This window comes from Janthinobacterium psychrotolerans (assembly GCF_001677885.1).
Lineage (GTDB): Bacteria > Pseudomonadota > Gammaproteobacteria > Burkholderiales > Burkholderiaceae_D > Janthinobacterium > Janthinobacterium psychrotolerans.
The window spans coordinates 57535-83404 of sequence record NZ_LOCQ01000056.1 but is presented as its reverse complement, the minus strand read 5'-3'; the positions used below and the strand labels follow the sequence as shown (position 1 = coordinate 83404).

The 25870-nt window shown below is 62.4% G+C and carries 22 protein-coding genes; 13 read left to right on the top strand and 9 right to left on the bottom strand.

Annotated elements, in window-relative coordinates; translation table 11 throughout:
* Positions 1-2 precede the first annotated feature (2 nt).
* From tmk to ASR47_RS14390, 8 genes are all read left to right on the top strand, one after another.
* On the top strand, positions 3-644 hold the full coding sequence (gene tmk / locus ASR47_RS14425; protein ID WP_065308480.1) for a dTMP kinase: 642 nt from the start codon (positions 3-5) through the stop codon (positions 642-644).
* A gap of 5 nt (positions 645-649) precedes the next feature.
* Entirely contained in the window at positions 650-1678 is a 1029-nt protein-coding gene (locus ASR47_RS14420) for a DNA polymerase III subunit delta' (protein ID WP_065308479.1), read from the top strand.
* Positions 1679-1724: 46 nt separating this feature from the next.
* Positions 1725-2240 (top strand): GNAT family N-acetyltransferase, encoded by a 516-nt coding sequence (locus tag ASR47_RS14415; RefSeq protein WP_065308478.1) that lies wholly within the window; start codon positions 1725-1727, stop codon positions 2238-2240.
* 232 nt (positions 2241-2472) lie between these two features.
* Entirely contained in the window at positions 2473-3252 is a 780-nt protein-coding gene (locus ASR47_RS14410) for a TatD family hydrolase (RefSeq protein ID WP_065308477.1), read from the top strand.
* A gap of 7 nt (positions 3253-3259) precedes the next feature.
* Positions 3260-3931, top strand: a complete 672-nt coding sequence (locus ASR47_RS14405; protein WP_245714353.1) for an ankyrin repeat domain-containing protein — start codon at positions 3260-3262, stop codon at positions 3929-3931.
* 240 nt (positions 3932-4171) lie between these two features.
* Complete coding sequence (locus ASR47_RS14400) at positions 4172-5095, top strand: class I SAM-dependent methyltransferase (RefSeq protein ID WP_065308475.1); 924 nt, start codon at positions 4172-4174, stop codon at positions 5093-5095.
* Positions 5096-5194: 99 nt separating this feature from the next.
* Positions 5195-5443: a hypothetical protein gene (locus tag ASR47_RS14395; protein WP_065308474.1), complete on the top strand. Its 249-nt coding sequence runs from the start codon at positions 5195-5197 to the stop codon at positions 5441-5443.
* Between the two features lie 167 nt (positions 5444-5610).
* Positions 5611-5808, top strand: a complete 198-nt coding sequence (locus ASR47_RS14390; RefSeq protein WP_065308473.1) for a hypothetical protein — start codon at positions 5611-5613, stop codon at positions 5806-5808.
* A 140-nt stretch (positions 5809-5948) separates the two neighbouring features.
* On the opposite strand, the gene ASR47_RS14385 is transcribed toward ASR47_RS14390, so the two are convergent.
* Entirely contained in the window at positions 5949-7007 is a 1059-nt protein-coding gene (locus tag ASR47_RS14385; protein ID WP_082988930.1) for a phospholipase A, read from the bottom strand.
* 285 nt (positions 7008-7292) lie between these two features.
* Here ASR47_RS14385 and fusA point away from each other — a divergent pair, with 285 nt between their 5' ends.
* Both fusA and ASR47_RS14375 read left to right on the top strand, forming a co-directional pair.
* Entirely contained in the window at positions 7293-9398 is a 2106-nt protein-coding gene (fusA, locus tag ASR47_RS14380) for an elongation factor G (RefSeq protein WP_065308471.1), read from the top strand.
* A 246-nt stretch (positions 9399-9644) separates the two neighbouring features.
* Entirely contained in the window at positions 9645-10154 is a 510-nt protein-coding gene (locus tag ASR47_RS14375) for an SRPBCC family protein (protein ID WP_065308470.1), read from the top strand.
* 118 nt (positions 10155-10272) lie between these two features.
* Here the strand turns inward: ASR47_RS14375 and ASR47_RS14370 are convergent, their stop codons facing one another.
* From ASR47_RS14370 to ASR47_RS14360, 3 genes are read right to left on the bottom strand one after another with little or no spacing between them, the layout of a single operon-like run.
* Positions 10273-10707, bottom strand: coding sequence for a DUF6678 family protein (locus tag ASR47_RS14370; protein ID WP_065308469.1), 435 nt, complete (start codon positions 10705-10707; stop codon positions 10273-10275).
* Positions 10700-10924, bottom strand: a complete 225-nt coding sequence (locus tag ASR47_RS14365) for a DUF7661 family protein (RefSeq protein ID WP_065308468.1) — start codon at positions 10922-10924, stop codon at positions 10700-10702. Before ASR47_RS14365 ends, ASR47_RS14370 begins: the two co-directional genes overlap by 8 nt.
* Positions 10921-11826 (bottom strand): alpha/beta hydrolase, encoded by a 906-nt coding sequence (locus ASR47_RS14360; RefSeq protein ID WP_065308651.1) that lies wholly within the window; start codon positions 11824-11826, stop codon positions 10921-10923. The genes ASR47_RS14365 and ASR47_RS14360 overlap by 4 nt, the downstream gene beginning before the upstream one ends.
* Positions 11827-11951: 125 nt before the next feature.
* Here ASR47_RS14360 and ASR47_RS14355 point away from each other — a divergent pair, with 125 nt between their 5' ends.
* Positions 11952-14435, top strand: a complete 2484-nt coding sequence (locus tag ASR47_RS14355; protein ID WP_245714351.1) for a response regulator — start codon at positions 11952-11954, stop codon at positions 14433-14435.
* Here the strand turns inward: ASR47_RS14355 and ASR47_RS14350 are convergent.
* Genes ASR47_RS14350 through ASR47_RS14335 form a run of 4 tightly spaced genes read right to left on the bottom strand, consistent with a single transcriptional unit; the run spans position 14432 to position 22485 of the window.
* A complete protein-coding gene (locus ASR47_RS14350) occupies positions 14432-16909 on the bottom strand; it encodes a hybrid sensor histidine kinase/response regulator (protein ID WP_065308467.1) in 2478 nt (825 codons plus the stop codon). The genes ASR47_RS14355 and ASR47_RS14350 overlap by 4 nt on opposite strands.
* A 2-nt stretch (positions 16910-16911) precedes the next feature.
* Complete coding sequence (locus ASR47_RS14345; RefSeq protein ID WP_217270568.1) at positions 16912-18099, bottom strand: hybrid sensor histidine kinase/response regulator; 1188 nt, start codon at positions 18097-18099, stop codon at positions 16912-16914.
* Positions 18092-18994 (bottom strand): CheR family methyltransferase, encoded by a 903-nt coding sequence (locus tag ASR47_RS14340; RefSeq protein WP_082988929.1) that lies wholly within the window; start codon positions 18992-18994, stop codon positions 18092-18094. The genes ASR47_RS14345 and ASR47_RS14340 overlap by 8 nt, the downstream gene beginning before the upstream one ends.
* Positions 18994-22485: a response regulator gene (locus ASR47_RS14335; RefSeq protein WP_065308465.1), complete on the bottom strand. Its 3492-nt coding sequence runs from the start codon at positions 22483-22485 to the stop codon at positions 18994-18996. Before ASR47_RS14335 ends, ASR47_RS14340 begins: the two co-directional genes overlap by 1 nt.
* Positions 22486-22700: 215 nt before the next feature.
* Here ASR47_RS14335 and ASR47_RS14330 point away from each other — a divergent pair, with 215 nt between their 5' ends.
* Positions 22701-23165: an Hsp20/alpha crystallin family protein gene (locus ASR47_RS14330; protein WP_065308464.1), complete on the top strand. Its 465-nt coding sequence runs from the start codon at positions 22701-22703 to the stop codon at positions 23163-23165.
* A gap of 73 nt (positions 23166-23238) precedes the next feature.
* On the opposite strand, the gene ASR47_RS14325 is transcribed toward ASR47_RS14330, so the two are convergent.
* Positions 23239-24585: an MFS transporter gene (locus tag ASR47_RS14325; RefSeq protein WP_065308463.1), complete on the bottom strand. Its 1347-nt coding sequence runs from the start codon at positions 24583-24585 to the stop codon at positions 23239-23241.
* A 218-nt stretch (positions 24586-24803) separates the two neighbouring features.
* Between ASR47_RS14325 and cyoA the strand changes: the two genes are divergently transcribed.
* Entirely contained in the window at positions 24804-25787 is a 984-nt protein-coding gene (gene cyoA, locus ASR47_RS14320) for a ubiquinol oxidase subunit II (protein WP_082988928.1), read from the top strand.
* Positions 25788-25870: the final 83 nt, after the last annotated feature.

Below are 25870 nucleotides of genomic sequence, written 5' to 3'. Positions count from 1 at the left end.
TCATGAATCAAACATCTATCGCCCGCTTCATCACCTTCGAAGGCATCGATGGCGCGGGCAAGTCGACCCATATCGGCTTTGTCGCCGATTACCTGCGCCAGCGTGGCGTGGCGCTGGTCTGCTCGCGTGAACCGGGCGGCACCAGCCTCGGCGAAAAGCTGCGCGAACTGCTGCTGCACGAAAAAATGCACCTGGAAACGGAAGCCCTGCTGATGTTCGCCAGCCGCCGCGAACACATCGCGCAAGTGATCGCGCCCGCGCTGGCGCGCGGCGAGTGGGTCGTTTCCGACCGCTTTACCGACGCCAGCTTTGCCTACCAGGGCGGCGGGCGCGGCATGGACTTGCGCAAGATGGAGGCGCTGGAAAGCTGGGTCCATCCCGATTTGCAGCCTGACCTGACGTTGCTGTTCGACGTGCCGCTGGCCGTGGCCCGTGCGCGCCTGGACGCCACGCGCGCGCTCGACAAGTTCGAGCAGGAGCAGGCCGACTTTTTTGCCGCCACCCGCAACGAGTACCTGCGCCGCGCGGCGCAGTTCCCGCAGCGTTTTCGTATCATCGATTCCACGCAAAGCATTGCCGCCATTCAAGTGGAGCTTGCAAAACTGCTTGATGTTCTGCTTGAGAACAATTCCACAAGTGATTGATTGAGATGACTAATTCACTTTATCCCTGGCAGCAGGATGCCTGGCGGCAATTGCAGGCCTTGCGCCCGCGCATGCCGCATGCCATCCTGTTCCACGGCGCGCAAGGCATCGGCAAGGCCGACTTCATCGAGCATTTCGCCCAGGCTTTGCTGTGCGAAAACGTGCGCACCGACGGCCATGCCTGCGGCGCCTGCGCCTCCTGCGGCTGGTTTGTGCAAGGCAACCATCCCGACTACCGCCGCGTGCGCCCCGAAGCGCTGGAAGACGACCTGCCTGAGGACGGCGAAGGCGAGGAGAGCGCCAAAAAAAGCGCCAAGAGCAAGACGCCGTCGAAAGACATCAAGATCGAGCAGATCCGCAACCTCGCCGACTTCATGAACATCTCGACGCACCGCCAGGGCTTGCGCGTGGTGGTGCTGTATCCGGCCGAAGCGCTCAACACGCCGGCCTCGAATGCCTTGCTCAAAACCCTGGAAGAGCCGCCGCCGGGCACCTTGTTCCTGCTGTCGTCGAACAGCCTGGACCGTTTGCTGCCAACCATCCTGTCGCGCTGCCGCAAGTTTGCCTTGCCCATGCCCAGCCACGAACAGGCGCTGGCCTGGCTGAAAAGCCAGGGCCTGAACGACGCCGACAGCTGGCTGCGCGAGCAGGGCGGCGCGCCACTGGCGGCGCTGGCCCAGTCCGAATCGGGCGGCCGCGAGGAAACCGAGCAGCTGCTGCAGGTGCTGGCCCATCCCGGTGTGGAGGCGGCCCTGAGGGCGGCCGACAAGCTGCAAAAGTCGCCCTTGAGCCCTCTGGTGGCTAGCTTGCAGCGCTGGCTGTATGACGTGTTTTCCATGAAGCTGGCCGGCACCGTGCGCTACTATCCGCGTCACAAGCGCGAGCTCGAAGCGCTGGCGGGACGCATCCATATCAGCCGCCTGATGGCGGCCATCAAGGCCGCCAACGAGCGGCGCGCGATTGCCGACCATCCGCTGTCACCCAAGCTTTTCCTGGAAGACATGCTGCTCGAATATACTTCAAGTTGCCAATAATTCGTCTTTTAAAACAAATAGTTGCCATTCATAGTTGACACATCACATGAGCTATCGCCACCGCCTTGCCACACTTGCCGACTTGCCTGCCATTGTCGCCATCTATAACACCACCATCGCCTCGCGCGAAGTGACGGCCGATACGGAGCCGGTGACGGTCGAGTCGCGCCTGGCCTGGTTTCATGAGCATACGCCGGAGAAGCGGCCTTTGTGGATCATCGAGTCTTTGGCCGATGAGTCTGCTGCCCCCGCTGTCCTGGGGTGGTTGTCGTACTCGAATTTTTACGGCCGTCCGGCGTATTCGGGCACGGCGGAGTTGTCGGTGTATATTGCGCCGGAGGCACGGGGCAAGGGGATTGGCGCTTATGGCTTGACCGAGGCGATTGCGCATGCGCCTGCGGTTGGGGTGCATACCGTACTGGGATTTATCTTCGGCCATAATGCGCCGTCGCTGGGCTTGTTTCGCAAGTTCGGGTTTGAGGAGTGGGCCAATTTGCCGAAGGTGGCGAATCTGGATGGTGTTGAGCGTGATCTGATTATTTTAGGTAAACGTGTCGCGTGATCGTTAATTCGTAGAACGTTAAAACCAGCGGGCCGTAGTCGCGAGCCCGAGAAAATGCCGATGGCGGCGTTGCAGCTTCCTCGCCGTACTTGCGTACTGTCTTCGTCGCTGCGCCTTGCCCTCGGCATTTTTCGGGCTCGCTTGGCCCGGGGAGCCTGGGCTGGCGTCTTCTGCCGCTTCATGCGCCATGTGGTTTCTACATGGTTGGTCTGGCTCCGGTACAATTCTGTTTATGTATATCGATTCCCATTGCCATATCAATTTCCCCGAGCTGGCTGCTCGCATGCCCGAGATTCTGGCCAAAATGGCCGAGAACAAGGTGACGCACGCCTTGTGCGTGTCGGTCGATTTGCCCGATTTTCCGCAGGTGCTGGCGTTGGCCGAGCAGTATCCGCATATTTTTGCGTCGGTCGGCGTGCATCCCGATTATGAAGATACGCCGGAGCCGTCGGTGGACGACCTGGTACGCCTGGCCGACCATCCGAAAATCATTGCGATTGGCGAGACGGGGCTCGATTATTTCCGTTTGACCGGTGACCTGGAATGGCAGCGCGAGCGCTTTCGCACGCACATCAAAGCTTCAAGAATCACGGGTAAACCCTTGATTATTCACACAAGAGCGGCCAGCGAGGACACCATCCGCATCATGCGTGAAGAGGGCGCTGGCGTGGCCGATGGTGGCGTGGCCGGGGTCATGCACTGCTTTACGGAATCCCTGGAGGTGGCGAAAGCGGCCATCGACATGGGTTTCTATATTTCGTTCTCGGGCATCGTCACCTTCAAGAGCGCGAAAGACCTGCAGGCCGTGGCGCTGGAAGTGCCGCTGGAGCGCATCCTGATCGAGACCGATTCGCCTTACCTGGCACCGGTGCCGTTTCGTGGCCGCATGAATGAACCCGGTTATGTGGCGCATGTGGCGGAATACCTGTCATCGTTGAAAGGTATTCCGCTGGCCCAGGTTGCCGAGCAGACGACGGGCAACTTCTTTAAGCTTTTCAATCAGATAGCGTAGATATCTCATGCAAACTATGATGCGTAAAACCGTCGCGGCCGTCTTGTTATGCGTATCGGCGGCGGTGCTGGCGGCGCCCGACCAGGCAGGTTTCTACCGCGCTGTGTCGATCGACAACGCCAGCGGCGTGCGCAAGATGCTGCATGATGGCGTCAATCCCAACGTGCCCGATGAGCAGCGCGGCGATATCGCGCTGGTCATTGCACTGCGCGACGACGCCGACAAGGTCTTCAGGCTCTTGCTGGAAACGCCGGGTGTCGACTTGGAAGCGCGCTCGGCCAATGGCAATACGGCGCTGATGATGGCCGCCTACAAGCACAAGCGCGAGGCGGTCGACGCCTTGCTGGCCAAGGGCGCCAGGGTCAACCAGAGCGGCTGGACGGCGCTGCACTATGCGGCCTCGGCTGGCGACTTGCCCATCATGCAGCTGTTCCTTGCGCGCGGTGCAAAAGTGGATGCCTATGCGCCGACGAATATCACGCCGCTGATGTTTGCCGCCCGCGAAGGTCAGGAAGAAGCCGTCAAACTGCTGCTGGCGTCGGGCGCCGATGCCTCGCTGAAAAGCAGCCACGGCTGGACCGCCGCCCAGTTCGCCCAGGCCGCCGACAAGCCCGGCGTGGCCGCCATCATCGACACATTCCAGCAGCAGGGCAGCCAGGAGCGTGGCCGCCGCAACTGATGCGGCCGGTAACCATTTCCGAACTGGCACGCTTTTTCCCCTTATCTCCACCGATGGTGCTGGCCCCTGATTGACGATAATGCTTGTGTCGCATTAATCAGGAGTCACGCAATGGGCAGTCCTTTCCACGCCAGGCGCCGGCTGTTTTGCCGCCGTCCCGCACGCAGCCCATGCGACGTCACTGCTTTCTGGAACGACAAAATCGAACCGAACACGGAACCAGCCCCCACGAGGACACCCATGCTGAATGAACGCGAGATCGAGAGTTGTTATCTGGGGCAATTCATCCCCGTGCATTACCATCACAATATGCTGATGGACCAGAACCGCATGCATGGCTTCAAGTCGGCCATCGATTATGCGGTCAAGCCGGGCATGAAGGTGCTGGAGCTCGGTGGCGGCACGGGCGTGTTGTCGTGCTTTGCGGCCGCCAAGGCCGACAAGGTCTGGTGCGTGGAGTTCAACCCGGACATGGTCAGGGAAGCGCGCAAGATGCTGGCCTTGAATGCCAACGGCGAAAAAGTCGAAGTCGTGCACGCCGACGCCTTCGAATACCTGCCGCCCGAGCCGGTCGATGTGGTCATCTGCGAGATGATCCATGTTGGCATGCTGCGCGAAAAGCAGGTGGAAGTGATCGAATCGTTCAAGCGCCGCTACCTGGCGCGTTTTGGCGGCCCGCTGCCGCTGTTCGTGCCCGAAGCGGTGATCATGGCGGTGCAGCCGATGCAGCAGGAATATGATTTCGAAGGCTTTTATGCGCCCATCGTGCAGTTCCAGGAAACCACCGCGATCCACCCCGGCGTGCTGGAACTGGCGCCGCCGGCCGTCTACAGCATCATCGACTTTACCCAGCCGACCGACAGCCTGTTCGGTTTTGACGGCAAGTTTGTCGTCGAGCGCAGCGGCACCCTGAACGCCCTGCGTTTCGTGACCAAGAATATCCTGGCCGTGGTGCCCGAGCGTTCCAGCACCATCGACTGGCTCAACCATTACATGTGCCTGCCGTTGCCGCAGGCAATGGCGGTCAAGGCCGGCGACGTGCTGCAGGTAAGCTTCCAGTACCGCGCCGGCGGCTCGATTCCTTCGCTGGAAGCGGCCATGAACGTGCAGGTGCTGCATGACGTCAACCTGCAGCCGGCCATGGCGTCTGTCGTCTACGCCTGACGTTTTCTTGCTGCCATAGCAACGCCGCGCATTTGCTCCTGCGGCGTTGGTCCATTCAGGGTATATTCCGTGTTTTACCCACTGGACAGCTTTATTACTATGGAACAGATCGATCAGCGCTACCTGGTGCAGCAAAACAAAATCAGCGACGGTGAAACCAGGCCGCCCGTGTTTGCCAAGGTCATGCGCAGCAAGGAAGGCGTCTTCGAGGGCGTGTCCTTTATCAAGTCGAAAGACAAGGCCACGGTGATGACCATCGCCGAAGCCAACCAGGCCATCAAATGGGCCACCAGCAAGAAACCCAACGCCCATGAATACATCACCAAAGTGATCTGCGTCGGCCAGTAAGCCTGGGCGACAAGCGGCCACCGTTGATTCCCGTTTTTCGTCCCCCCGTCACGCCAGCGCGCAGTTCATCGCATGGCCGTTGCCGCAACGCCAGCATGTTCTTATAGTGATGGTTCGGTAGCGGGGCAAGCGCTGCTTGCTCCGCACATTTATTTCGGGAGACGACAATGCTGGGATTCGTGCTGTGGCTGCTGTTGCTGATCGTGTGCTGGCCGCTGGCCTTGCTGGCCCTGCTGCTGTATCCGCTGGCCTGGCTGCTGCTGTTGCCGTTTCGCCTGATCGGCATCGGCGTCGAAGGGGTGTTCGAATTGCTGCGCGCCATCGTGATGCTGCCGGCGCGGGTGCTCGGTGGCGGCAGCCGTTAATACTTCAGATCCCATAAGAAATGGCGCCATGGGCGCCATTTTTGCATTTGCGGTCAACAATGTTGTCGGATTACGCCGTTCCGGCGAATCCGACCTGCGCGATGACCGTTAGGCAGGGCCGTAATCCGACACCGCCACCATCAGTAATCGACCAGGAAACCGCCGCCGATCGACTTCTGCGAATAGTTGTAGTCGATCAGGCTCTGGCCATAACCGGAAAACACCTGCAAGTAGCCTTTCAGGTTGGCTTTAAGGGGAAACGCCCAGCCAGCCTGGATGGAGCCGTGCTTCTTGCTGAAGTTGCGGCGCATGGTGGCCGAGAACTCATGGCCATCGTTGCGGTAGCTCACGCGCACGTCGCCGTGGCCCATGTAGTCGGTGATGTCGATATTGTCATTGTCCGACTTGCTGTTGTCCAGGCGTTTCCAGACGCGCGCCGTGACGGCCAGGTTGTCATGCTCCATGCCCAGTTCCGCGTACAGGCGGTTCCAGCTGCGCGACAGGGTCGAGGTCTGGCCGTTCGACTGGTGCACCAGGCCGAAGTTGGCGTACTTGAAGTCCAGGCCGGCAAGCGACTTGTTGATCGGCAGGATCAGCATGACTTCAGGCTGGTAGTTGGTTTCGCGGAAAGGGCTCGACGCCTTGCGGTTATACGCTTGCCAGAAACTTTGCTGGGTATAGCCGAGCCACAGGTCGAACGGCGAGCCGGCGATATCTTCCAGCATCTTCATCTTGAAGCTCAGCTGGTAGGTCAGTTCCACGTGCTGGGTCTTGACGCCGCCAGGCGTGAATTCCTTGAAGGGCTGGTCGTTCGAGGCGCTGCTGTAATTGGCCAGCAGCAAATAATTGTCGCGGTGCGGACGCAGGTTGAACAGGCCGCGCTTCGATGGTTCGTCCAGCTCCCACGCTTGCATCACGCGCGAGATCGGCGCTTCCGGCGGCGTGGCGCCGCTTTGGGCGACGGCAGGCACGGCCGCGTCGACGGCGGCCGGGGTGGCCACGCCGGCCGGATTGGCCGCCGTGCTTGGCGAGACGGCCTCAGCCGCAGCGAGGGTGGCGCCGGTGGCGTGGGCATTGCCGCCGGTGGCGATCGTCGCCGCTTCCACCGCCTTGGACAGCACATCAAAACAGCCGAGGCGGGCGCTGGCGTCACCGAGCACGGCGCAGCGCTGCATCTGCTGTTCAAGTTCGCCGGCCATGGCAAATACTGGCGAGGCCAGGAAGGTGGCAAGGATTATTTTTCTTGGGTTAATTTTCATAGGACTATAGGAACATTTCTGTGGATGCGGCGCGTTTTGATCCAGATTAAACTTTGTTAATCTTATTCAAAGGAAAGTATAGCGGAAAGCCCCGCGTATCCAGGCGCGCAGGCGTGCGCGGCCCGCAGTGTGTTGTATGCATGGTAAACATGGCCCTGTGCGTGCGGTCTGCTACACTGATTCAGCCAGATCGTTGATTTTCCCGGCCGAGGCAAGGAGAGTGTGATGACACGCAGAACCCCCATCGAACGCTACCGCAATATCGGCATCAGCGCCCATATCGATGCCGGCAAGACCACCACCACCGAGCGCATCCTGTTCTACACGGGCGTCAATCACAAGATCGGCGAGGTGCACAATGGCGCCGCCACCATGGACTGGATGGAGCAGGAACAGGAGCGCGGCATCACCATCACCTCGGCCGCCACCACTGCCTTCTGGAAAGGCATGGCCGGCAACTATCCCGAACACCGCATCAATATCATCGACACCCCGGGCCATGTCGACTTCACGATCGAAGTGGAACGCTCGATGCGCGTGTTAGATGGCGCGGTGATGGTCTACGACGCCGTCGGCGGGGTGCAGCCTCAATCGGAAACCGTCTGGCGCCAGGCCAACAAATACCATGTGCCGCGCATCGCCTTCATCAACAAGATGGACCGGGTCGGCGCGGATTTCCTGCGCGTGCGCCAGCAGATCGGCGAGCGCCTGAAAGGCCTGGCCGTCCCGGTCCAGCTGCCGATCGGCGCCGAGGAGTATTTCACGGGCGTGATCGATCTGCTCAAGATGCGCGCCATTACCTGGGACGACGCCAGCCAGGGCGTGCAGTTCACGTACGGCGATATCCCGCAGGAATTGCAGGAACAGGCGCGGGAATGGCACGACAAGCTGGTGGAGCAGGCGGCCGAAGCGACACCAGAATTCACCGAACGCTACCTCGATGGCGGTGCGTTCTCCGAAGACGAACTGCGGCAAGCCTTGCGCGCACGCACCATCCGCAACGAAATCGTGCCCATGCTGTGCGGCAGCGCTTTTAAAAACAAGGGCGTGCAGGCCATGCTCGACGCCGTGATCGACTACCTGCCGTCGCCGGTGGAAGTGCCGCCCATCATGGGCCATGACGAACACGACAAGGAAGTCGAGCGCCATCCGGCCGACGACGAATATTTCTCGGCGCTGGCCTTCAAGATCATGACCGACCCGTTTGTTGGCCAGCTGACCTTTTTCCGCGTGTATTCTGGCGTGGTCAACTCGGGCGACATGGTGTACAACCCCACCAAGGGCGCGCGCGAGCGGCTGGGGCGCATCCTGCAGATGCATGCGAATGAACGCAAGGAAATCAAGGAAGTCTATGCGGGCGATATTGCCGCCGCCGTCGGGCTCAAAGCGGTCACCACCGGCGACACCCTGTGCGCGCCCGAGCATGTCATCGTGCTGGAAAAAATGATCTTTCCGGAACCCGTGATTTCCCAGGCGGTGGAACCGAAAACCAAGCCCGACCAGGAAAAGATGGGCATCGCCCTCAATCGTCTGGCGCAGGAGGACCCGTCGTTCCGCGTGCATACCGATGAGGAATCGGGCCAGACCATCATGTCGGGCATGGGCGAATTGCACCTGGAAATTCTGCTCGACCGCATGCGGCGCGAATTCGGCGTCGACGCCAATGTGGGCAAGCCGCAGGTGGCCTACCGCGAAACCATCACGCGCGCGGTCGACGATATCGAAGGCAAGTTCGTCAAGCAGTCGGGCGGACGCGGCCAGTACGGCCATGTGGTGCTGAAGCTCGAACCACTGGAGCCCGGCACCGGCTACCAGTTTGTCGACGCCATCAAGGGCGGCGTGGTGCCGCGCGAATTTATTCCCGCCGTCGACAAGGGCATTGTCGAGACCTTGCGCTCGGGCGTGCTGGCCGGCTACCCGGTGGTCGACGTCAGGGCCACGCTCACCTTTGGCTCGTACCACGACGTCGACTCCAACGAAAACGCCTTCCGCATGGCCGGCTCCATCGCCTTCAAGGAAGGCATGCGCAAGGCAGCCCCGGTCTTGCTGGAACCGATGATGCAGGTCGAAGCGGAAACGCCGGAGGACTTCATGGGCAATGTGATGGGCGATTTGACGGCGCGGCGCGGCATGGTGCAGGGCGTCGATGATATCGCCGGCGGCTCGGGGCGCATCGTGCGCGCGCTGGTGCCGCTGGCCGAAATGTTCGGCTATTCCACCGCCTTGCGCTCGCTGACGCAGGGCAGGGCGACCTATACGATGGAGTTCAAGCATTATGCGGCGGTGCCGAAGCATATACTTGACCAGGTGGCCGCAGGGAAAACCAGGTAGGTCGGATCAGCGAGGCTCGGCCTCGCGTAATCCGACACCACCACCGGCCGTGCCAACAATGTTGTCGGATTACGGTCCTCCGGACCTGATCCGACCTACGGTATCTGCGGTTCAATAGCGATGGCTGGTGTCGACCGTCACCGTGGTCGACAGGCCGATGAGTGAAAAGGCTGGGGTCAGACCCGTCGGGTCCGACCCCGGAAGTTGCTTCGGGGTGAGAATGACGCCAACCAGAGGAGAAATTTTATGACCAAAGCAGAGCACGGCGGCAGCGATTTTGTTATCACCCATACCTTCGACGCGCCGCGCGAACTGGTGTTCCAGTCCTGGGTCGAGCCGGAGCGGCTGGCACAATGGTGGGGGCCGGTGGGGTTCGAGCTCAGCGTGCTGGCGCTGGAACTCAAGCCTGGTGGCGTGTTTCATTACGGCATGCGGGCCGATAATGGGTATGAGATGTGGGGCAAATTGACCTATCAGGTGATCGAGGCGCCGGAGAAGATTGTTTCCATTTTGTCGTTTGCGGATAGGGAGGGCAATGTTGTGCCGCATCCGGTCAGTGCCACTTGGCCTCTTCAAGCGCATAACACGATGACTTTGTCGGAGCAAGATGGCAAGACGACGATGACGTTGAGGTCGGTGCCGCATGAGGCTTCGGAACTTGAACATGCGACGTTCAAGGAAGGGCATGAGTCGATGAAGCAGGGGTTTGGGGCGACGTTTGCGCAGCTTGCCAAGTATCTGGCACGCGTGCAGTAAAACCTAGAAAGAGCGGGCCGGAGTCGCGATCGCTGGGCCCGCGGCGCCTGTGTTCGGGAGTTGGGCAGGTGCGCGCTTTGCTGGTTTTTTTGCCTTGCCTGGTTTCACCTTGTTTGGTCTACACTGGCGGAAAGTCGTCATACGTTTTCGGCAAATACCCCCAAATCCTCAACACATCCCCACGCACTTCGAACTCCAGGCCAATTTTCCTGACCACATCCGATATTTCTTCCGTATGGTCGATATAAGTACGTGCCAGCAACATGCCTTTCGACGGTTCCAGTTCCTTCAAGCCGATATCGAACCATTCGACCAGGGCGAACGGGAAGGGCAGGTGGTAGAGCCACTCCACGTCCCAGCCGGAGGTAAAGCCTGTCACGGCCTTGTAGCGGTAGGACGGCCACCAGTCTTCGCGTTCGCGGAAGTAATGGATCAGCTCGTCCCATTTTGTATTGTTGGCGGCGCTGGCCAGGTTGCGTTTGGTGACGGCGGCGTTGATTTTCTTGCGGATCGCATCGTTATGGCCGATGCCGGCGGTGGGCAGTTCATGCATGGTTGATTTCCCTTGCGCTGTTGTTGCGCGGTGTGGCGTCTTCGTGGAACAGGTCGGCCAGGTACTCGCACAGGTCGGCTTCGGCCACGTCGGCGGGCACGATAAAGTCGGCGGGCCGGCGTTTGCCTTCGGCGCCCAGGTAGAAGGCCTGCCATGCGCCGGGGGCGCCGTTGACGGCGATCAGGGTGCCGAAGATATTGAATTTCAGGGTTTTCATCGACTGTCGCTTTGCAGGCCCAGCATCTGCCGTATCACTGGCAAGATCATCTTCCACGCCGGCGACGTCGCGGCGATCTCGTCGTAGTGGCTGGCGCCTGGCAAGATTAACACTTCCGCATGGTCGCCGGCCTTTACGGCCTTGGCCGCGTAATCGTGCGCCACGCGTGGCGGCGAGATGGTGTCGAGCGCGCCCGTGATCAGCACCGTGCGCGTGCCGTTGGGCATCAGGTCGGCGGCGTTGGTGTCGCTGTGGATGTCGGGGCGTTCCATGCTGGCGCTGCCTGCGAGGTCCTGGATGTCGCGCTCGCAGCTCGATTTGATCAGCTTTTCTTCGTGGCGCAGGTCGGCCAGGCCACCCAGGCTGATGATGTTGTTGATCGGCAGAAAAGTGTCACGATGCAGGGGGCTGGTTTTTGGCAGCTGGCTTCTTCCGGCGATCCATTGCACCAGCTGGCCGCCGGCCGAGTGGCCCATGGCCACGATGCGGCTGGTGTCGAGCTGGTATAGCCTGGCATGGCTTTGCAGGCTGTCCAGCGCGGCATGCATGTCCTGGTAGGTGCCGGGGTAGCCGCCGCCTTCTTCGTCGACTCTTCGGTATTCGACGTTCCAGACGGCAATGCCCTGGCTGCTGAGGGCGTTGGCGACGTTGCGCATCTGCTTGATGCCGCCGAACTGGACTGTCCAGCAGCCGCCATGCACCAGCACCACCACGGGAAACGGGCCGGCGCCGCTGGGCCGGAACAGCTGGGCGTATTGCGAGGGCGCCGGGCCGTAGGCGATCTGGGCTGTCGCTTGCGGGCCGCTCAGGACCAGATAGTCGTCCAGGGTCATGGGGGCGGCGACGGCGCCCTGGACGGCGGCCAGCAGGGCGGTGGCGATCAGGGAGGAGGGCAAGGTCATCAGGGGCATCCGTCAGATGGAAGTAAAGCAATACTCTAGCATGGCGGCCGTCCCGTAAAAACCTGCAGGCGGAGCGCACTTTTAAAAAACAGCGTTCTTTCTTGCATTCTAAGAAACGTTGTGCCGTGGTATATTCCAGCTTCATTCTCAGCCCCATGGATACGGTGCAGGCACACGACATTTTTCACTTGCTCGATGCGGAGCACCAGGCGCTGGGCGCGGTCGCTGCGGGCGCCGGCCTGGAGGAGGCGCTGGCGCAATTGTTGCTGGCGCTGCAAGGCGACGCGGGGGACGTGCACGGTTGCGTCATCCTGATCGACGAAGCCGACCGCTTTTGCGGCTTTTCCGCGCCAAGCTTGCCGGCCGACCTTTGCCTGGCCTTGCAGCTCGACGAGGAAGGCCCGCAGCCGTCGCCGTTCGGCGCCGCCGCCTTTACGGGCGCGCCCGTGTATTGCGGCGATATCGCGCGTGAACCGGGCTGGAGCGCCGGGCGCAAGGAGGCGATGCTGCATGGCTATCGCGCATGCTGGGTGGCGCCCGTGTTTGGCGCGCATGGCCATATCCTGGGCGTGCTGGGCCTGTTTTCACAGCTGGCCCGCCATCCGACCCAGCTTGACATCGACACCATGACGTTGGCGGCGCGCTGCATTTCCCATGTGATCGAGCGGGCGCGGCTGGAAAGATTGGCTGGCCACCATGCCGCGCTGGAGCAGCGCCTGCAGCAGCGCACGGCCGAGCGCGACCGCCTGTGGCGCCTGGCCACCGATATCATGCTGGTGACCGATCTACGCGGCGTGATCATTGCCGTCAATCCCGCCTGGAGCACCCTCCTGGCGCGTGCCGAAAGCGATACACTGGGCATCGATTTTCTCAGCCTGGTCCATCCCGACGACCTGGCGGCGGCCAGGCGCGAGCTGGCGCGGCTGGCCGCAGGCGCCACCACCTTGCGCATGGAAAACCGCTACCGGCGCGGCGAGCATGATTACCGCACCATCGCCTGGACCGCCGTGCCGGCCGAGCAGCTGATCCATATCGTCGGGCGCGATGTCACCGAGGAGCAAGAAGCGCAACTGGCCTTGCAGCGCAGCGAGCAGGCCTTGCTGCAGGCGCAAAAGCTCGAATCGATCGGCAAGCTGACGGGCGGCGTCGCGCACGACTTCAATAATGTGCTGCAGATTATCTCGGGCAATCTGCAACTGCTGAAACTCACCGTGGCCGGCAATCCGCAGGCGGCCAGCCGGCTGGACTCGGCCGAATCGGCCGTCGCACGGGGCGCCAGGCTGTCCTTGCAGCTGCTGGCATTCGCCCGCCGCCAGCCTTTGCGTCCGCTGGCCACCCACCTCGGCCATTTGCTGGCCAGCATGCAGGAACTGATACGGCGCGCCGTTGGCGAACTGATCTTCGAGGAAACTTTTGTCAGCGTGGGCCTGTGGCATGTGCTGGTCGACCCGAACCAGATGGAAAACGTGCTGCTGAACATGGCCATCAATGCGCGCGACGCGATGGCGCAGGGTGGCCGGCTGACCTTTTCCTTAAGTAATATCACCCTGGACCAGGCCGCTGTGGCCAGCCACGCCGACGCACTGCCGGGCCAGTACGTGCTGCTGACGATTACCGACACTGGCCAAGGCATGGATGCGCAAGTGATCGCGCAGATTTTCGAGCCCTTCTTCACCACCAAGAAGGAAGGCGAGGGCACGGGGCTGGGTCTGTCGATGGCCTACGGTTTTATCCGCCAGAGCGGCGGCCATATCCGCGTGCAAAGCGCGCCCGGCGCCGGCACGACCTTCAAGATATACCTGCCGCGCTCGCTCGAACCGCTGGCCGCCATGCCGCAGTGGCGCGCCGGCCCGGTGCTCGGTGGCTTTGAGACCATCCTGGTGGTGGAGGACGACGCGGCCGTGCGCAATACGGTGGTCGACATGCTGCGCGGCCTCGGTTACACGGTGCTGCAGGCCGACGATGGCGAAAGCGCACTGCGCCAGTTGCAGGCCGGTGCCAGCGCCGACCTGCTATTTACCGACGTGGTGATGCCGGGTCCTGTCGGCAGCACGGAACTGGCGCGCCAGGCAAGGCTGCTGCTGCCCGGCCTGGCCGTGCTGTTTACTTCGGGCTACACATATAACGCCATCATGCGCGATGGCCGGCTGGCGCCCAGCGTGGAGCTGCTGAGCAAGCCGTACCGGCGCGAAGACCTGGCGCGGCGCATCCGCCACCTGCTGGCCGACCGGCGCTTGCCTGGCGCCCCCGATCCGTCCGGCCGCCGCATCCTGCTGGTCGAGGACAATGCCGATGCGCGCGAGATGACCATGGAAATGCTCAATATGCTGGGCCACACGGTGCATGGCGCGGCCAGCGCCGAAGAAGCCGTGCCGCTGCTGGCCTTGCCGGGGCTGGAGATCCTGCTGACCGATATCAGCCTGCCGGCCATGTCGGGCCTGGAACTGGCGCGTCTTGCGCGCGCCGGCTCGCCACCGCTGGCCGTGATCCTGGCATCGGGCCACGGCTGGGCGGCCAGCGTGGCGCATGGCAGCGGCGCGCGTTTCCTGCAAAAACCGTTCGGCCTGGAAGAACTCGCGGGCGTGCTCGCCAGGCTGGAACGCGGCTAGTCCGGCTGCAAGGCCTGCTGCAACTGCTCGACCGAAAATGGTTTCAGCAGGAAACGCGCGGCCGGGTCCTGCACGCCGGAATTGGCCGGCGCGTGGCCGGTCGAAAACACCACTTGCAGCGCCGGATGATCCCTGGCCGCCAGCGCCGCCAGTTCCGTGCCCGACATGCGCGGCAGGCTGATGTCGGTCATCAGGATTTCCAGGCCCTGCATGGCCAACAGCGGCACGGCTTCTTCGGCCGAGCCGACCGCCGTCACCTCGTGGCCCAGCATGTCGAGCAATTCGCTGGTCATGGCGCGCGCGTCGTCGTTGTCTTCCACCAGCAAAATGCTGCGCCCGCCCGCGCGCGAGGCGGCAGCCGGCGCCGGCTGTTCCAGTTCCTGCTGCAAGCCCGTCAGATGCTGGCGGTTGGCCAGCAAATGGCGCACGCGCCGCGCCAGGTCTTCGCGCCGGTACGGCTTGCTGAGCAGCTCCACGCCGGCGTCGAGCCGTCCGCCATGCATGATGGCGTCCTGCGTGTAGCCCGAGGTAAACAGCACGGCCAGCTCGGGCAGCAGCAGCCGCGCCTGGCGCGCCAGCTCGGTGCTGGCCACGGGGCCCGGCATGACCACGTCGGTAAACAGCAGGTCGATCGGCGCGCCGCCGGCAACCATCTTCAAGGCGGCCTGGCCGTCGGACGCTTTGAGCACGCTGTAGCCCAGGCCGCGCAGCATGTCGACCACCGTGGTTTGCACGTGCGGATCATCTTCCACCACCAGGATGGTTTCCTTGCCGCCCAGCACAGGGCCGCTCAGTTGCAAAGGCAGTTCCGTCACGCCATCGAGCGAGCGCGGCAGGTAGATGCGGAAAGTGGTGCCCGTACCGGGCGCGCTTTCCACGCGCAGATGGCCGCCGCTTTGCTTGAGGAAGCCGTAAGCCATCGACAGGCCCAGGCCCGAACCTTCGCCTTCTTTCTTGGTGGTAAAGAATGGCTCGAAGATCTTGTCGATCAGTTCGGGGGCGATGCCGCTGCCGGTGTCGCTGATGGCCAGCTGCACGTACTGGCCGGCCGCCAGGTCGTCGCCGCCGTCGACCGCGCAATTGAACAGGGACACCGTGAGGTGGCCATGGCCATCCATGGCGTCGCGCGCATTGATGGCCAGGTTCAGGATCACGTTCTCCAGCTGGTTCGGGTCGACCAGCGCCTGCCAGGCGTCGCTGGCGATCTGCACTTGCGTGTCGACCGTCTCGCCGACCGCGCGGCGCAGCAGGTCTTCGGTCGAGCGCAGCAGGGCGGCCAGGTCGGTCACCAGCGGCTTCAGCGGCTGGCGGCGGGCAAAGGCCAGCAGCTGGGCCGACAATTTGGCGCCGCGTTCGACGGCCGCGCTGGAGCTGGCGATGCGCTTGGCCGCCAGCGGGTCGCCGCCCACCGTGATCTGCAGCAGCTGCAGATTGCCCGAGATAATCTGCAGCACATTGTTGAAATCATGCGCCACGCCGCCTGTCAGCTTGCCCAGCGCTTCGAGTTTTTGCGACTGCAGCAGCGCCGACACGCTATGGTCGAGCGACTCCTGGGCCGCGCGCAGGGCTTGCGCGGCCTCCTTTTCTTCGCTGATATCGCGCGCGCTGCAATAGATCTTGCCATTTTCCGGCACCGCGACCCACTGCAGCCAGCGCCAGCCGCCCAGTTTGTGGCGGTAGCGGTTCTCGAAGCGCAGCGCCGGCTGCCCCTTGAGCGCCGCCTGCCATACCGCGCGCGTGGCCTCATGGTCGTCCGGATGCACCAGCGACAGATGCGGCGCGGCGCGTATCTCGTCTTCGGTCCAGCCCAGTGTGATTTGCCATGCCGGATTGATATGTTCGAAGCATCCCTGCAGGTTCAGCACGCCCAGCAAGTCGGGACTGACCCGCCAGGTCAGGCCGAATTCGCGCGTGCGCTCGGCCACCTGGCGTTCCATGTCGGCGTTCAGCGCACGCACCTGGGCTTGCGCCTGGGCGCGCAGCAAGCTGGCCCAGACCCGCTCGGCCACTTGCATAGCCAGCGCCACTTCATCGGCTTGCCAGGCGCGTGCCGTGCGACTGTGCACCACGAACAGGGCCACCAGCTGGCCTTCCTTGACAATGGGAAGGTTCAGAAAAGCGCGAATGCCGAGCCGCCCGAAGGTGGCCTGCGCACCGGGCGATGCCGTGCGCGGATCGCTGCCGACATCGTCGACGGCCACCGCATGGTCCGCTTCCAGTTCGGCCGCCAGGCCGGCCGCGTATTCGCCAAGGAAATATTCGCCAGCCGCGCCCGGCGCCAGGCCGTCGCTCCAGGCATGCTGCAAGGTGGCGTAGTGCAGCTGCTGGCCGATATCGAAACACGCCACCTGCTGCGCGTTCAGCTGCTGGCCCAGCAGTTGCGCCGAAACCGACAGGATGGCACCGGTATCGTCGAGCTGGCGCAGGGTGCGGTCCAGCCGCAGCAGGAAGTCCGGGGCAGGGGTGGTAGTCATGGTCACGATCCCGCCAGTGGCAAGGTCACGCTGAACAGCGCGCCATGGCCAGGCTGGCTTTGCAGGGTGATGGCGCCACCGTGGGCGTCGACCAGCTGCTTGGTGATGAACAGGCCCAGCCCCAGGCCGCCGGTGCGGTCCTGGTGCACCACACGCTCGAAGGCGTCGAAAATGCGTTCCTGGTCCTTGGCGCCGATGCCGATGCCATGGTCGCGCACTTCGATCACGGCGCTGTTGCGGGTTTTTGCCAGGCTGATGTCGACCGGCTTGCCTTCGCCGTAGCGCAGCGCATTGCTGATCAGGTTGACAACGATCTGCTCGACCCGGAAGCCGTCCCAAAAGCCCTCGATCTGCGCCTCGTCCTGCACCTGCACGCGCAGCTGGTCAGGGCAGGGCGCCAGGTCCTCGGCCACGCGCCGCACCAGCGCGGCCAGGTCGACCGCTTCGCGCCGTATCGACAGCTTGCCGCTGCTGATGCGCGACACGTCGAGCATGTCGTCGATCAGGCGCACCATGCTGCGGATCTGGCGTGCGTCGCGCGCCACCATCTTCGGCAATTTTTCCGGCGCAAACGCGGCCAGGTTGCCGCGCTCCAGGTTCAGCGTACGCATCTGGGTTTCCAGGAACAGGGTGTTGAGGGGCGTGCGCAGCTCGTGCGCCACCATCGACATGAATTCGTCGCGCATGCGCAATGATCGCTGCAGTTCCGCCTGCGTGGCGCGCAATTGCTGCAGCAAGGCCTCCTGCTGCTGGCGGCTGTGTTCCAGCGCCTGCACCTGGCGCCGCGTTTCGGCGCGCTGCTGGTGCAGGGCGACAAACACATTGACCTTGCTTTGCACGGCGTTGATGTCGAGCGGCTTGTGCAAAAAGTCCACGGCGCCGCTTTCGTAGCCCTGGAACGAAAAATTCATTTCCTTGCCGGCCGCCGTCACGAAGACGATGGGAATATGGCGCGTCTTGTCGGTGCCGCGCATCAGCTGGGCCAGCTCGAAACCGTCCATTTCCGGCATCTGCACGTCGAGGATGGCCAGCGCGAAATCGTGTTCGAGCAGCAAGGCCAGTGCTTCTTCGCCGGACGAGGCCTGGTACACGCTGCGGTCGCTTTCGCGTATCAGCGCGTTCAGGGCGCGCAGGTTTTCCGGCAGATCGTCGACGATCAGTAATTTGGTGCGGGTCTGGGTCTCATTCATCATGGCTGTTTCCTGGTATTGCGCTATCTCCCTGGCGCGGCTTGTGCCGCGTCTCGTGGCGCTGGGCGCCGAAGGACGGACGCTTGCGGTACAGTTTTTCCGGTCCGGCCTGCTGCTCGAATTGCGTGGCGCAGGCGCTGAAATTCGTGCTTTCCTTGCTGCCCAGCCCGAGAAAGCCCCGGTGGCACAGCGATTCATGGAACAGCCCCAGCGCGCGGTCCTGCAGGGCCTTATTAAAATAGATCAGTACATTGCGGCAGCAGATCAGCTGCGTTTCCGCAAACACGCTGTCGGTGGCCAGGCTGTGGTCGGCAAAATTGATGCGGTCGAGCAGGCGGCTGTCGAAACGCGCCGTGGCGTGCTCGACCGTGTAATACTCGTCCAGGCTGCCCAGGCCGCCGGCCGCCGTGTAGTTGGCGCCGTAGCCGGCCATGTGCGTCAAGGGATAGACGCCCAGGCGGGCCTTGTCAAGCACCACCGGATTGATATCGGTGGCGTAGATCAGGCTGCGCTCGAGCAAGCCTTCCTCGTGCAGGATAATGGCCAGCGACAGCGCTTCTTCGCCGGTGCAGCAGCCGGCCACCCAGATCTTCGGTGACGGATAGGTTTTCAGCACCGGCACCACCTGTTCGCGCAGGGCCAGGAAAAATGCCGGGTCGCGGAACATCTCGGTGACCGGCACCGTCAGCGTCTGCAGCAGCTGGCCGAAGGCGCCCGGGTCCTTGAGCACCTTGCGCTGCAGTTCGTCGATACTGCCGCAATGCAGGCGGCCGAGCGCATGGTTCAGGCGGCGCCGCTGGGACGGCGCGGAATAGTCACGGAAATCATAGCTGTAGCGCTGATAGATGGCCTCCATCAGCGACTGCAGCTGCGCCTCCGTGTAGTCGACCAGCATCAGATGCGTTCCATCTTCGGCATCCACACGCGCAGCAGCGAGTACAAACGGTCGAGGTCGATCGGCTTGGCCAGGTAGTCCGATGCGCCGGCCTGCAGGCATTCTTCCTGGTCATTCTTCATGGCCTTGGCGGTAATCGCAATGATCGGCAGCTTGTTGTAGCGGCCGTCGGCGCGGATCTGGCGCGTCGCTTCCAGGCCGTCCATGCCCGGCATCATCACATCCATCAGCACCAGGTCGATATCGTCCACACTATTGAGCTTGCTGATCGCTTCAAAACCGTTGCGGCCGATTTCCACCACCACGCCTTTTTGCTCCAGCGCATTGGTCAGCGCAAAGATATTGCGCACATCGTCGTCGACCAGCAGGATCTTGCGGCCTTCGAACACGCGTTCGCGGCTGCGCACCTGCTGCAGCATGCCCTGGCGTTCGGTCGACAATTCGGACTCGACCTTGTGCAGGAACAAGGTCACCTCGTCGAGCAGGCGCTCCGGCGAGCGCGCGCCCTTGATGATGATGGAGCGCGAATACTTCATCAGGTCGGCTTCTTCTTCGCGGCTCAGGTTGCGGCCGGTATAGACGATCACCGGCGGGAACGAGCACAGCTCTTCGTGCTCCATGCGTTCGAGCAACTCGTTGCCCTGGATATCGGGCAGCTTCAGGTCGATGATCATGCAGTCGAAGATCTGCGTCTTCAGCAGCGCCAGCGCTTCCTCGCCCAGCGCGACGGCCGTGATTTCCACATCGTCGTCGCTGATCAGGTGCACCACGCTTTCGCGCTGGCGTTCGTCATCTTCAACCAGCAGGATGCGCTTCATTTTTTGCGTAAACTTCGATTCGAGCTTGAGGAACACGTCTTTCAGCTGTTCGCGCGTGCGCGGCTTGGTGGCGTAGCCGATGGCGCCGAGCTGCATGGCCGCCTGCACCTGGTCGTTGCCCGACACGATATGCACGGGAATATGGCGGGTCAGCGGGTTTTCCTTGAGCTTTTGCAGCACCAGCAGGCCCGGACGGTCGGGCAGGCCGATATCGAGCAGGATGGCGTCTGGCAGGAACTCGGCCGCCAGGCGCAAGCCTTCCTCGGCGCCATGCGCGACCAGGCACTGGTAATGCATTTCATGCGCCAGGTCGAACAGGATGCCGGCAAACGCCGGTTCGTCCTCGATCACCAGCACCGAACGCTGGCCGCGGCGGGTAGCCGGCACGCTTTCGCGGTCGTCCTTGAAGGTGGCCACCGGCACCGGTTTTGGCGCCGGCAGCGGTGCGATGGCGGCCGAACTGGTGCGCACATGCGCGGGCGGCGCGGCCCTGGCCGGCGCCGGGGCTTGATCTTCCGGCGCGGCGCGCTCCTGCCAGGCCAAAGGCAAGACCAGGGTAAAGGTGCTGCCATGGCCTGGCGTACTCGACAATTCGATGGTGCCGCCCAGCAGGCTTGCCAGGTCGCGCGAAATCGACAGGCCCAGGCCTGTGCCGCCATAGCGCCGGCTGGTGGTGCCATCGGCCTGGTGGAAGGCGTCGAACACTTTTTGCTGCTGCTCGTCGGCGATGCCGATGCCGCTGTCCTGAACCTGGAAACGCACATGGCCGCCAGCGTCCGCCGCGACCTGCACCGAGACGGCGCCCGTGTCGGTAAATTTGATGGCGTTCGACAGCAGGTTGCGCAGGATCTGTTCCAGGCGCTGGCGGTCGCTGACAAACGAGGGCGGCGAATCGGGCGCCACCGAGACGGAAAAATCGAGTTTCTTCTGCTGCGCCTGCGCGCCGAACAGCATGCGCATGCTGCTCAGCAGCTCGTTGAAGGGGATGGCTTCCGGCGTCAGGTCCAGCTTGCCAGCCTCGACCTTGGAAATATCGAGGATGTCGTTAATCAGGGTCAGCAGGTCATTGCCGGCCGAATAAATCGTTTGCGCAAACGTCACCTGCTCCGGCGTCAGGTTGCCGCCGCTGTTGTCGGCCAGCAGCTTGGACAGGATCAGCGAGCTATTGAGCGGTGTGCGCAGCTCGTGCGACATATTGGCCAAAAATTCAGACTTGTAGCGGCTGGCGCGCTGCAGTTCTTCGGCGCGCGCTTCCAGTTGATCATGGGCCTGGCCGATGGCCACGTTCTTCTGGTCCAGCGCCAGTGCCTGCACGGCCAGCTGTTCGTTCGACTGTTCCAGCGCCGCTTTCTGTTCTTCCAGGTGCGATTGCGACTGTTCGAGCACGCGCGACTGCTCGCCGAGCTCTTCGTTGGCCGTGCGCAGTTCTTCCTGCTGCACTTCCAGCTCTTCATTCAACTGCTGGGTTTCTTCCAGCACGTTCTGCAGGCGCTGGCGGTACAGCGCCGCTTCCAGCGAGGTGCCGACGTTGGCCGCGATCAGGCGCAGCAGTTCCAGTTCGCGCTGGGCCACCGGCCGGGTAAAGCCCAGTTCGATTACGCCATTGACCGCGCCTTCGTTGTTGACCGGCGTGAGCACCAGTTCCAGCGGCGCACCATGGCCAAGGCTGGAGTTCACGAGCAGATAATTATCCGGTAACTGCTTGATATGCTTGAGCTTTTTCCCGCGCGCCGTCTCGCCGACCAGGCCTTCGCCCGGCTTGAAGACCTGCTTGTCCTGGATATGCTGGTCGCTGAAGCCGTACACGGCCGTGCGGCGCAGGCTGCCGTCGTCTTCGGTCACGTAAATCGTGGCCACGGCCACGTCGAGGCGGTTGACCAGAAAGTCCAGTACCTGGCGGCCCAACTGGGGCATGGCCAGCTGGCCACTGGTGTACTCGGCCAGTTCGGTCTGGCCGGTGCGCAGCCAGGCCTGTTCCTGCAGCACATCATTGTCCTTGCCGCGCTGCTCGAGCGCCGCATTGTAGATATCGGACAAGCGCATCAGTTCGCGCCGGCCCAGGAAAGCCAGCAAGCCAGACAAGCCCAGGCTCAGCACCAGGAACACCACCACCGCCATCATGGTGCGCGCCTCGGCCGAGTCGCCGCGTTCCTGGCGCAAGCGCTGTTCCATGCCGAGGAAGGCGAGGAATTCGCGGCGGATTTCATCGAATTCCAGCTTGCCTTCGCCCTGGCGCACGCGCGCCAGGTATTCCTGGTTGTTGCGGCGCTGATTGATGATCTGTTCGGCGTATTCGGTCCACTGGTTCTGCAGCGCGCCGATGCGGCGCAGGCGGTCCTGCTGGATCGCGCTGTCCGACACCAGGTCCAGCAAGGTGGTCATTTCCACGGCGATCTTGGCCTTGCCCGACTTATACGGCGCCAGGAACGTTTCGTCGCCCGTCAGCAGGTAGCCGCGCATGCCCGTTTCCAGGTCGACCGACAGCTTCATCACCTCATTGGCGTTGCCGATGACCCGTTCCGAATGCTCGACCGAACGCAGCGCGCTAAGCAAATAGGCGATCAGGCCGACAAACACCAGCGCGGTCAGCACGCCGACCACCAGCGGCAGGGTAACGTTGCGCACGAGAATGCGCCGGAAACTGAAAGTGTCGATCGGGGTCTTGGTATTCATCGGGTTTTTGGAGGAATAATTTATGTAAGCAATTTTAACTGAAATGCAATTTTTGCCGCGCAACACATCATGCTGTGCAAGCAAGCCATTTCAAGGCAGGCGCTAGCATACCAGCGTGGCGCTCATTTGATCGCTCTCAAACAGTGCGCGCGGTGCTTGCCTAGTATTGAGGATCGCGGTGATACACCGCAACTAACCGAACAGGAGCGATTATCATGGCCAATCAACTGATGTCCCGCGATCCGCGCGATCCCTTCCATGCGCTGACGCGTTTTGATCCGTTCAGCGACATGGACGAGCTGATGCGCGACTTTTTCACGCCCATGCTGCGCGCGCGCGACACTGCGGTGCCGCGCATGCGCGTCGATATTGCCGAAACCGAGCAGGCCTATATGGTCAAGGCCGAGATTCCCGGCGTCAACCGTGACGATATCAAGGTGGCCATCGACGGCAACCGCGTGTCGATCAGCGCCGAACTGAAGCAGGAGCAGGGGCAGGAGGGCGCCGAGGCGGGTAAGGCGGTGCGCAATGAACGGCTGTATGGCCAGCAATATCGCAGTTTCAGCCTGCCGCAAGAGGTCGACGACAGCAATTCGCAGGCGCGCTATGTCGATGGCGTGCTGCAGCTGACCTTGCAAAAAAAAGCCGGCACCGGCGGCAAGCAGTTGCAAATCCAGTAATGCAGAACAGCCGCCCATGAAAAACGGGACCCGAAAGGGTCCCGTTCTGGTCTCTGCCACTAGAAAATAAAGCTTAGTTGCGAATTTCCAGCGCGCGGTTCAGGCTCAGCGCCGCCAGCGAGGCGACGGCGCCCGACAGCAGGTAGAAGCTGACGTAGGCCAGGCCGAAGTTGGCCGACAGTCCCAGCGCCACCAGCGGGGCGAAGCCGGCGCCGACCAGCCAGGCCAGGTCGGACGTCAAGGCCGCGCCGGTATAGCGGAAGCGGGCAGGGAAGTTGGCCGTCACGGCGCCGGCGGCCTGGCCGTAGGACAAGCCCAGCAGGCTGAAGCCGATCAGGATGAAGGCGTCCTGGCCCATGTTGCCGCCGCCCATCAGGCTGGGAATAAAGGCGCTGAAGATGGCGATCAATACCGCCAGCGTGCCGAGGGTGGTGCGGCGGCCGAAACGGTCAGCCAGCAAGCCCGACAGCACGATGCCGATACCGGCCAGCACGGCGCCTATCATCTGCACCTGCAGGAAGTCGGAGGCGGCGCGGGTCTGGTAGACCGACACCCACGACAGCGGGAATACCGTCACCAGGTGGAACAGGGCGTAGCTGGCCAGTGCCGCCAGGGCGCCGATCATCACGTTGCGGCCCTGGCCGCGGCCCATTTCGAACACGCTGACGGGCTGCAGTTCGCGCTCGTCGAGCAGTTTCGCGTATTCGTTGGTCGACACCAGGCGCAGGCGGGCAAACAGCGCCACCACGTTGATGGCGAACGCCACGTAGAAAGGATAGCGCCAGCCCCAGTCGAGGAATTCTTCGGTGGACAGGTTGACCAGCATGAACCAGAACAGGCCGCCGGCGATCAAAAAGCCGACCGGTGCGCCCAGCTGGCCCAGCATGGCGTACCAGCCGCGCTTGTTTTCAGGCGCGTTCAGGGCCAGCAGCGACGGCAGGCCGTCCCAGGAGCCGCCAAGGGCGACGCCCTGGCCGATGCGCAGCACGGCCAGCCAGACGATGGCGGCAAAGCCCAGGTGCGAGTAGGTCGGCAAAAAGGCGATGCCGGCGGTGGACACGCCGAGCAGGAACAGGGCGATGGTCAGCTTGGCGCTGCGCCCGAGCCGGCGCTGGATTTCCATGAAAATCACGGTGCCGATGGGACGGGCGATGAAGGCAAATGAGAAAATCAGGAAGGAGTACAATGTGCCCTCCAGGCGTTCTTCGAACGGGAAGAACACCTGCGGGAACACCAGTACCGAAGCGATGGCGTAGACAAAAAAGTCAAAGTATTCGGAAGCGCGGCCGATGATCACGCCGACGGCGATCTCACCGGGGTCGATATGGGAATCGACGGTGCCGGCTCCGCGTGCGTCGCGCAGAGAGTGGGGGTTGAAATCAGCGGGGACATCGCCGCTATGTGTGCGCGTGCTGGACATGGTGAGCCTCTTTAATATAGTTTCGAGTTCGACAACACGTATAACTTACCCCAGGAGTCTCATGCCCGGAGTAGGACTATTCAGACAGTAGCTGTAGGACGAATCCTTTAGTGCTGAATGATCGCCCGAGACCAGGGGTGGACAAAACGTCCAATTGCCATTGTGCCCCAGTAAGAATAAAGTACCATATCTTCATCCCCTGTACTGGACTTTCCTGTATGTTTTCACTCAAAGTTCGTCACGGACTGGCGCTGTTACCCCTTACCTTATTGGCAGGCTGCAATACGGTGGTACTGAATCCGTCCGGTGATATCGCAGTTCAGCAAGGCAATCTGATTGTCATTTCGACTTTGCTGATGCTGCTGATTATCGTTCCGGTAATCGCTCTCACCCTGCTGTTCGCCTGGCGCTACAGAAAAAACAACACCGCGGCCAAGTATGAGCCGGACTGGGACCACTCCACGCGTCTGGAGCTGATCATCTGGGGCGCGCCCCTGTTGATCATCATCGTGCTGGGCCTGTTGACCTGGATCAGCACCCACACCCTGGACCCGTATCGTCCGCTGAGCCGTATCGACGCGAATCGCCCGATTCCTGAAAGCACCAAGCCGATGATCGTCGAAGTGGTGGCGCTGGACTGGAAATGGCTGTTCATCTATCCTGAGCAAGGCATCGCTTCGGTCAATGAACTGTACGCACCGGTCGACCGTCCGATCCGCTTCAAGATTACTTCGCAGTCGGTGATGAACTCGTTCTTCATTCCGGCGCTGGCAGGTCAGATCTACGCCATGCCTGGCATGGAGACCAAGCTCAACGCGGTGATCAACAAGCCGGGCATCTACGACGGTTTCTCGGCCAACTACAGCGGCGCCGGTTTTTCGGGCATGCGCTTCAAGTTCCATGGCGTCAACGATGCGGACTTCGACAAATGGGTGGCGACCACCCGTGCCGGTGGCGGCGCACTGAACCGCGACGACTTCCTGACCCTGGCCCAGCCGAGCGAGCGCGATCCCGTGCGCCGCTACAGCAATGTGCCGGTCGATCTGTACAAGGCCATTCTGAATCGCACCATCGTTTCCGACGCGCTGTGCGTGACGCCGGTCCAGCCCTACAAGCTGGCCATGGCCGATAGCCCGGCAGCGGTCGAGACGGCAGTTGTCGCCAGCAATGCAGCGGTTGAAAAGGGCGTTCAAGCCAAGTAACAACTGCATGAATCCCGCCGCGCGTCGCTTGGCGCGGCAGATACTGGCGCCGCTAGCCTGGCGCCTCCCTTTTTTCTCTGAGA

What these genes read in the sequence shown, in the direction of transcription:
- ASR47_RS14345 (WP_217270568.1), bottom strand. Translation starts at nt 18,099, where the DNA reads ATGAATGAGACCCAGACCCGCACCAAATTACTGATCGTCGACGATCTG.
- ASR47_RS14325 (WP_065308463.1), bottom strand. Translation starts at nt 24,585, where the DNA reads ATGTCCAGCACGCGCACACATAGCGGCGATGTCCCCGCTGATTTCAAC.
- ASR47_RS14350 (WP_065308467.1), bottom strand. Translation starts at nt 16,909, where the DNA reads ATGACTACCACCCCTGCCCCGGACTTCCTGCTGCGGCTGGACCGCACC.
- ASR47_RS14375 (WP_065308470.1), top strand. Translation starts at nt 9,645, where the DNA reads ATGACCAAAGCAGAGCACGGCGGCAGCGATTTTGTTATCACCCATACC.
- tmk (WP_065308480.1), top strand. Translation starts at nt 3, where the DNA reads ATGAATCAAACATCTATCGCCCGCTTCATCACCTTCGAAGGCATCGAT.
- ASR47_RS14395 (WP_065308474.1), top strand. Translation starts at nt 5,195, where the DNA reads ATGGAACAGATCGATCAGCGCTACCTGGTGCAGCAAAACAAAATCAGC.
- ASR47_RS14410 (WP_065308477.1), top strand. Translation starts at nt 2,473, where the DNA reads ATGTATATCGATTCCCATTGCCATATCAATTTCCCCGAGCTGGCTGCT.
- cyoA (WP_082988928.1), top strand. Translation starts at nt 24,804, where the DNA reads ATGTTTTCACTCAAAGTTCGTCACGGACTGGCGCTGTTACCCCTTACC.
- ASR47_RS14365 (WP_065308468.1), bottom strand. Translation starts at nt 10,924, where the DNA reads ATGAAAACCCTGAAATTCAATATCTTCGGCACCCTGATCGCCGTCAAC.
- ASR47_RS14385 (WP_082988930.1), bottom strand. Translation starts at nt 7,007, where the DNA reads ATGGCCGGCGAACTTGAACAGCAGATGCAGCGCTGCGCCGTGCTCGGT.
- ASR47_RS14420 (WP_065308479.1), top strand. Translation starts at nt 650, where the DNA reads ATGACTAATTCACTTTATCCCTGGCAGCAGGATGCCTGGCGGCAATTG.
- ASR47_RS14335 (WP_065308465.1), bottom strand. Translation starts at nt 22,485, where the DNA reads ATGAATACCAAGACCCCGATCGACACTTTCAGTTTCCGGCGCATTCTC.
- ASR47_RS14405 (WP_245714353.1), top strand. Translation starts at nt 3,260, where the DNA reads ATGCAAACTATGATGCGTAAAACCGTCGCGGCCGTCTTGTTATGCGTA.
- ASR47_RS14415 (WP_065308478.1), top strand. Translation starts at nt 1,725, where the DNA reads ATGAGCTATCGCCACCGCCTTGCCACACTTGCCGACTTGCCTGCCATT.
- ASR47_RS14370 (WP_065308469.1), bottom strand. Translation starts at nt 10,707, where the DNA reads ATGCATGAACTGCCCACCGCCGGCATCGGCCATAACGATGCGATCCGC.
- fusA (WP_065308471.1), top strand. Translation starts at nt 7,293, where the DNA reads ATGACACGCAGAACCCCCATCGAACGCTACCGCAATATCGGCATCAGC.
- ASR47_RS14340 (WP_082988929.1), bottom strand. Translation starts at nt 18,994, where the DNA reads ATGCTGGTCGACTACACGGAGGCGCAGCTGCAGTCGCTGATGGAGGCC.
- ASR47_RS14330 (WP_065308464.1), top strand. Translation starts at nt 22,701, where the DNA reads ATGGCCAATCAACTGATGTCCCGCGATCCGCGCGATCCCTTCCATGCG.
- ASR47_RS14360 (WP_065308651.1), bottom strand. Translation starts at nt 11,826, where the DNA reads ATGACCTTGCCCTCCTCCCTGATCGCCACCGCCCTGCTGGCCGCCGTC.
- ASR47_RS14390 (WP_065308473.1), top strand. Translation starts at nt 5,611, where the DNA reads ATGCTGGGATTCGTGCTGTGGCTGCTGTTGCTGATCGTGTGCTGGCCG.
- ASR47_RS14400 (WP_065308475.1), top strand. Translation starts at nt 4,172, where the DNA reads ATGCTGAATGAACGCGAGATCGAGAGTTGTTATCTGGGGCAATTCATC.